The following is a 285-nucleotide window of genomic DNA, read 5'->3' as shown; positions in this document are numbered from 1 at the left end:
CCCCGCTGGTGCTGCCGCCGTTCTACGTCACCCTGCTCAACTACATCGGCCTGTACGCCATGGTCGCGCTCGGGCTGGTGCTGCTCACCGGCGTGGGCGGGCTCACCAGCTTCGGCCAGGCCGCCTTTGTCGGTCTGGGCGCCTACACCACCGGGCTCCTCACCACCGCCACCGACCTGCCCGGCTACCTGTCGTGGCTGGCCGGTTCGCCCTGGCTCGCGCTGGTCGTCGGGCTGGTATTTACCGCCGTCGTCGCCATCGTGCTCGGCTCGCTCACGCTCAAGC

The 285-nt window shown here is 70.2% G+C and carries 1 protein-coding gene; it reads left to right on the top strand.

The features are described 5' to 3' along the window. Nucleotides 1–285, top strand: a 285-nt coding sequence (locus tag DNK49_RS23590) for an ABC transporter permease subunit (RefSeq protein WP_424445311.1), incomplete at both ends; no start/stop codon positions are given.

Source organism: Parazoarcus communis SWub3 = DSM 12120 (assembly GCF_003226565.1).
GTDB classification, from domain to species: Bacteria; Pseudomonadota; Gammaproteobacteria; order Burkholderiales; family Rhodocyclaceae; genus Parazoarcus; species Parazoarcus communis.
Note: the sequence above shows the minus strand (reverse complement) of the source record. Positions and strands in the feature narration are given on the sequence as shown.